The sequence below is a fragment of the Calothrix sp. CBUCES-K 9914 genome, assembly GCF_059640475.1.
The window spans coordinates 1-6,553 of record NZ_JBXXZH010000378.1 but is presented as its reverse complement, the minus strand read 5'-3'; the positions used below and the strand labels follow the sequence as shown (position 1 = coordinate 6,553).

The following is a 6,553-nucleotide window of genomic DNA, read 5'->3' as shown; positions in this document are numbered from 1 at the left end:
GGAACTTGCACATTTTTTGGAACCCTTACTATATATGGATTTTTTGAATGTGCAAGTTAGGAGCTATTGGACGCAAAATTTTGGCACCATAAAGAACGCAGTACTTTTTATTTTGAACAATTTGAGCCAGGGTGTTGTTGTCCGGCACTTAGATGACTGACTTTACGAAGGTTGGCACCTAGTACAATTAGTGCTACATTCTACAATAGCTGTTCAAAGTGTCTTATGTGTCGGTTGTAATTGCATCGAAAGTCAAAAATAAGACATGAAAAAAACTCGGATGTTAGTCAGATTCACCTGTCTTACTATATTTATGCTGTTTGCACAGGTAATCATTCAACCTAATTTACAAGCAGCTGCCCCACCAAAACCTCCTTCAACAGGTACACCAAAAGGTAATTCCAGTCCTGGAACAACACGTCCCGAAGCGATATGTAAGCAAACAAGTAAACCACTTACAGCACTTAATGCTAATAATGGTAACGATTTTACCGTATCTGAAAATCCCAGTTTTTGGTTTTATACACCATACACCCAAGACGATATAAAGCACGCAGAATTTTTACTACTTGATGGACAAGAAAGCACGACTATTTACCGTACAACAATTAAATTAGCTACAAAACCGGGACTTATAAAAGTTAGCTTGCCTGCAAATCCTCAAAATTCGCTCCAGCCAAACCAAAATTATCGCTGGTATTTAATGCTAAATTGTCGCGCCAGTCGTAGCGATGAACCAGATGTGGTTGTTGATGGGTGGATACAGCGCAAAATATTTAATAACAATCCTCTAACAAACAAGTCACAAAAATTTATTTTTTATACTAAAAATAATATCTGGTACGATGCTGTCAATGATTTAGCAGAACAGCGTTTGCAGTATCCGAATGATACTAATATTCAAGACGCTTGGAAGAACTTATTAAAACTATTAGGTAAAGAATGGGTAACGCAAGAAGAATTCCTTAACATATAGCACTCTTAATTTATTTTTTAACATAAAGTAGGGTGTGTGACGCTATGACAAAGCTTCAACGTAGCTATAAAACCTGTAGCGTCACGCACCCAACAAAAGTTACAACAAATATTTATAATGCGTAAAGCTAAGTGTATACACCAGGAGAAATTCGCAACAACATCTTTGATAATACAGGATTTGGAATTGCAATCGGTGGTACATCAACACCTATAGTTTCCGATAACCAAATTCGTGGGAATCGTAATGGAGTCGTTTTAACTGACTCAGCACATCCACGATTATTATCAAATTCGATTGAAGAGATTTAGATAGAAATACTTTCAAAAACAATCAAAAACAAGACCAATTTCTAGTTTCTCCACTACCTCAGCAGGTGCCTTCAGAATAAATTAATTTTATTTAATTTATATCACATTTATAACCAGTTGCCTACCAAGATGTAAGGCGCCCAGAAGTATGGGTTTTGATATTCTGGTTGTGTTAGTAGTGCTTTTTGGGCACGATGTAGTGCTTCTGCTTTACTAACTCTACCTTTTTTTAGTTCAGTGTAAAAATGTACCATTAATTGTGATGTGGAGTTATCGTTGACTTGCCATAGTGTTGAGAGGGTGCTGTCGGCGCCTGCTCGTACTGCTAGTCCTGCGAGACCTAAAATAGCTCGATGGTCTCCTTCGGCTGTTTTACAGGCACTTAGTACGAGTAATTTAATTGTGTTTGAATTAACTTGATTTCGTAGTAAGTTATTAAAGTCTTTGCTTTTAATTAGTTGTTTGTAAGCTAGTAAGTAGGTGTCTTCTGGGTCGGAACTAAAGTTTCCGTGGGTGGCGATATGAACTATGGGAAATTCTTCTAATTGTATTTGCTTGGATAAGTTTTGCTGGGTAAATTGCTGGTTTATAAGTAATTTACTTGGTATAATTTTGGCAATTTGATAGAGTTCATCTATGTTGAGTGGGCTAAAGTTATATGTAGCTTCCCCGATGTTTTCTTGTTTGTCGCTGACTCCTGCTGCTAAAACTTTGGGTTTTTCAACGGGTTGAGAATTTAAGTCGAATAGTTGAGAATTTGGTAGTAATGCAAGTGCGTAATCTTTTTGAATGAGATATTGTTTGTTGCTTGCGTCGTATAATACTGTCATTGGGATGTTGCGTAATTCTCCATCGAGCGCAAAAACTAGAGTTTTGATGTCTTGATTTTTTTTGAGATATGGTTCAAGGGGTTTGATTAACCAGTTGTAAATTTTTTCTGATTTCTCTCTTACTTTACTAACATTACGGGTATATATTGCGGTTCGTAGTTGTCGCGTTGTTTCTTGAACTTCTGCGCGTTGTATTGGGTTTATGTGTCGTTCTAAACGTTTTCCTGGGAGTTTGTAAATTACTTCTAGTCTATCTTCAAGGATGATAGGATAAATAAATGCTGTATTGGCGCCAGCATTTTGCCCATTATTTTGCCTAACAGGTCGCAACTGCAAGAAATTACAGCGTAAAAAATTCTGAAGTTCGGCAAGTTGTAGCGCGTCAATATTTTCTATAGCTTGTGCGATGGTATTTTGAGATTTACTTGTGCGTAAAAGTAAATCGACTAGTCCGCGATATACAGACTCGACGTTATCACGATAAGAAAATTGTACATCTGAGTTGATTGCTAGTAAATCGCTGCGTACTGTCTTGAGAGTTTCTACTGCTGTTTTGTAAAATGTCACCGCTTCATCATTTTTTCCTTGTGCTGCTAATATTCTTCCCATTTGCCATTCCCACTGATAAGCTATGTCTGGCGCCATAATAGGTTGAGCAAGAAGCAATGCTTGTTTCGTGAAATTTTGACTCGCTTGTAAGTAATTTTTATGTGTTTTCCAAGCTAAATATTCGTAGAACCCACCACGATTACCAAGAGCATAAGATAACGCACGTTCATCTTGAAGTTGGCGGGCATCTTGAATTGCAGCACTTAGTAAATTATCGATTTCTTGTAATATATCACTATTTACACCCTGTTGAGATATACAAGCAAGATTTTTGGCGCCATTTATCTTTGTATATACTGCTTGACGACCATTTGGTAAGTCAGAAAATTTAATATCACGCCATAATGCTTGCGCTGCCGATGTTTCGACCGTTTCTACCAATAAATTTAAATAATTAATCTGTGTTTGGACGCGCATTGATGGAGATAATGGTGCAGCAAGTAGCTGTTTGTATTGGAAAGTCGCATCCTGATACGACTTTAAAGCTTTATCGGGAATTGGTTGCTGGTTACATAGCCAAGGAATGTTATTATAACTGCGTGTGTTTGAGCGTTCACGTTCTAAATTACCCTTTGCCCAAAGGGTATTAGCTAAACTGACAACGAGCGCACTTTTAACTTCGTTGTTGGCAATTAATTTTAGTTCTAAACCTTTCTCTAATGCAACTTGAGATTGTTTTAATTCACCAATGCTACGCAGAACGTTACCCAAACTCAAGTACCCTTTAGCAGCTATGGAAGAGTCAGGTATTACCGTTAACCTTTGTTGAATATGTTCGAGGCGCCCATATGCTTTTTGATATAATCCTAATGCTTGTAATACTTGCGCTTGGTTAATTATATTACCAATACTTCCAGCTTCATCTTTTAATAATGCGTAAATTTCTGCTGCTTGTTGCAAAGTTTTTAACGCAGCTTCTGGTTGAGAACGCGCGTAAAAAAGACGACTTTGAATATCTAATGATTGCGCGTATATTTTTGATTGAGAGCTTTGTAATTTTAAACTAGCGGTAATTTGTTTTTGGGCTGCATCCCAGTCACCAAGCTGCTGATATGCTAAGGATAAATTACTCAGAATTATAGATTGAGTGTTTTTATTTGTAGCAAGTTGTAAAGCTTGTTGTAAGAATTTAATCGCCTCAGAATAACGTCCTAAGTTATATGCTTTTTGTCCTTGTTGTACTAATTCTACCTCGGATATAGGCGCCTGAGCTTGGACGTGGGGTATTTGAAATAATAATAGCCCTAATATCAAACATAAAATTAACTGTTGACTTTTGAACTTTGCCATATTTATACAAGTATTTTGTCTTGAAACTCTTACGAGCGTGTTCTTTGTGCCTTTGTGGTTTTTTTAATGAACCACGAAGACACAAAGGACACAAAGAAAGATGTGTACTATAAACTGGTTAAAGTTTGACTTTTTAACTACCTGAAAATTTTGAAGATGCTACGTTCACGACTCATGACAAATCATCCGTTACATCCGTTAATAATCCGTTGCAAACTCGCCTCTCTGTGTACTCTGGGTCTCTGTGGTAAAGTAATAGAATTTAAATCAATCCATTCAGCAATAAACATATCTATATTCTGTGGTTCTTCGGGACGTGGTGGTGTTCCCGAACGTCCTTTGTTGACAAATCTTATTCTTTCTGAACTACCTGGTACTTGACAACCTTCACTTATTTCAACGCTACGAGGAACGCTTGGTAACTCATCTAACCCTTGAGTTGGGTCTATATCGCGCGTTTGAATTTCAATAACACCATTGAATTGGGGATTTGTTTGCGAAAAAGCTGTAATATCACTGTTAAAGGTTTGTTGCTGACGCGGTTTTAATCCAAATATTTGTTGAGCATCAATTTCAACTATTCCACCTCTACCTAAAAATGCATTAGCAATAATGTCACTATTTTCAATAGGAGGAGCAACTATAAAACCGTTTTGAGCATCAATTTTAATGTTGCCACCATTACCAGGCGCCTGTCCAGTTCCAGCAGTTGTAGATATTAAACTATTTTGACGCATTAATAATAAGTTCTGTGCTTGTAGTAATATATTCCCACCGTTTGTAGATGTTGTTTCCGCTGTAATTCGCGCTTGATTTTGCATTCTAATATTATTGGCTAAAACTTGAATATTACCTGCGACTCCAGAACCTTGACTGCTAACAGTTATCGAAGAGTTATCTTTTATAAGTAAATTTGGTGTTGCCACATATATATTACCACCATTCCCTGTTGCTTTTGCATCTGTGCTTGCTAACAGCCCACTTGCGGCGCCTTGATTTGTGATAATATCTACACCGAGTTTAAGAATTCCTAACGCGCGTTTATTAAATGCAGGGTCGCTACCCGAAAAACTAACTTTATCTGAAACGTTAATTCTAATATCACCAGCATTGCCTTGGTTGCGCGTTGCCGTAATAATTTGTCCTCCATCACTCATTTCTAAAGTTTTGGCATTAACTGTAACGCTACCTCCATTGTAAGCATTTTCAGTCAAAACATTAATAACTGCTCCATTTTGTATTCTAACATTACCTGCATTAACTGTAATTACTCCACCTTTACCAGTTGCTGTTGGTGCAGTGTTGCTATAAAGTCCGCTTGAATATCCATTAACACCATAACCATCTAAAATTACGGTATCGGCGCCATCAATTAAAATATCTCCTCCTGAACCTTGTCCACGAGTTGTCACATCAACAACTGCTCCCTGAGTCAAAGTTAGAGTATTTGCTGTAATTGTAATACCTCTACTATTTCCTTGTCCTCTTCTTTTGACGCTGCTAAACACACCACTCGATTGAGAAAATCCAAATCCTGGCGTATCATTATATTTAGCTTCGCCACTAAAAACAACATTGCGAGCATTAATATTTACATTCCCACTATTTCCCTTTCCATCTGTACTCGTAGTAATCACTGCACCATTACTAACTTTGAGACTACTCGCTGTAATATTTATGTTACCAGAATTTCCAACTGAACCAGGTTCAGACCGACTATAGGCGCCACTATAAAATATAAAAGTTTTAACTTTACTATAATCTGGTGCATTTCCTTCAAATATAGCCATATCTCTGACGCGAATATTAATACTACCTGCATCCCCTTTCCCATAAGTACTAGCTTCTAATTGGGCGCCATTAGTTACAGTCAGCGATTTTGCTGTAATATTTAAATTGCCTCCTCTGCCAGTTCCATTAGTTTCTGTTCGGTTGAAGGCGCCAGTATTAAAACCATTATCCGAAACTCCATCAAATACTATCTTATCAGCGACATCTATATTCACATTTCCTACATCCCCTTGTCCGTAGGTTGCAGCGAATAGTATCGCGCCTCCATTTAAGGAGAGCGAACCTGCTTTAAGATTAATATCACCACCCTTTCCCTTCGCATCATTCAAAACTGAATTAGCAATAAAACTATCACCACCAGTTATATTTACTTCCCCTGTTGCATCAACATTAATATTTCCACCTTTACTATCAACAGTTCCCAACCCTGTTGCAATACCTGCTCTGAGCTTACTATCCCCAAAAATACTCAAGTTCCTAGCATTAATAGCAATTTCTCCACCTTTCGAACTACGCACATTTACTGTAGAGTTTCTTACTAGTGAAACATCACCCCTTTCCACGACACCAGGGTATCTCAAACTACCATCCTGTAACGTTACCGTTCCAGCTTTGAGTAATCCTCCTAACTCAACTTTACCTCCTGGCGCCAATATCACAGAGTTATCTAAATTAACATTACCACCCACTAACGCTAAGGTTTTACCAGACTGCATTTCCAAACGTGCATTTTGCAAGCTGATAGC

Annotated in this window: 4 protein-coding genes; 2 read left to right on the top strand and 2 right to left on the bottom strand. The window is 37.6% G+C overall.

The genetic code is table 11. The features are described from left to right. Nucleotides 1–313: 313 nt before the first annotated feature. Nucleotides 314–976 carry a DUF928 domain-containing protein gene (locus AC2JBO_RS41740; protein WP_496959509.1) on the top strand — a complete coding sequence of 221 codons (663 nt, stop codon included), beginning with the start codon at nt 314–316 and terminating at the stop codon, nt 974–976. Nucleotides 977–1,107: 131 nt separating this feature from the next. Next, nucleotides 1,108–1,287, top strand: coding sequence for a right-handed parallel beta-helix repeat-containing protein (locus AC2JBO_RS41735; RefSeq protein ID WP_496959508.1), 180 nt, complete (start codon nt 1,108–1,110; stop codon nt 1,285–1,287). Nucleotides 1,288–1,394: 107 nt separating this feature from the next. Here AC2JBO_RS41735 and AC2JBO_RS41730 read toward each other — a convergent pair whose 3' ends face one another. Continuing rightward, on the bottom strand, nt 1,395–4,016 hold the full coding sequence (locus AC2JBO_RS41730; RefSeq protein ID WP_496959507.1) for a CHAT domain-containing protein: 2,622 nt from the start codon (nt 4,014–4,016) through the stop codon (nt 1,395–1,397). A gap of 182 nt (nt 4,017–4,198) precedes the next feature. Next, nucleotides 4,199–6,553: beta strand repeat-containing protein (locus AC2JBO_RS41725; RefSeq protein ID WP_496959506.1), on the bottom strand; the 2,355-nt coding region annotated here is incomplete at its 5' end.

Coding starts and splice junctions, on each gene's coding strand:
- AC2JBO_RS41740 (WP_496959509.1), top strand. CDS start 314: ATGCTGTTTGCACAGGTAATCATTCAACCTAATTTACAAGCAGCTGCC.
- AC2JBO_RS41730 (WP_496959507.1), bottom strand. CDS start 4,016: ATGGCAAAGTTCAAAAGTCAACAGTTAATTTTATGTTTGATATTAGGG.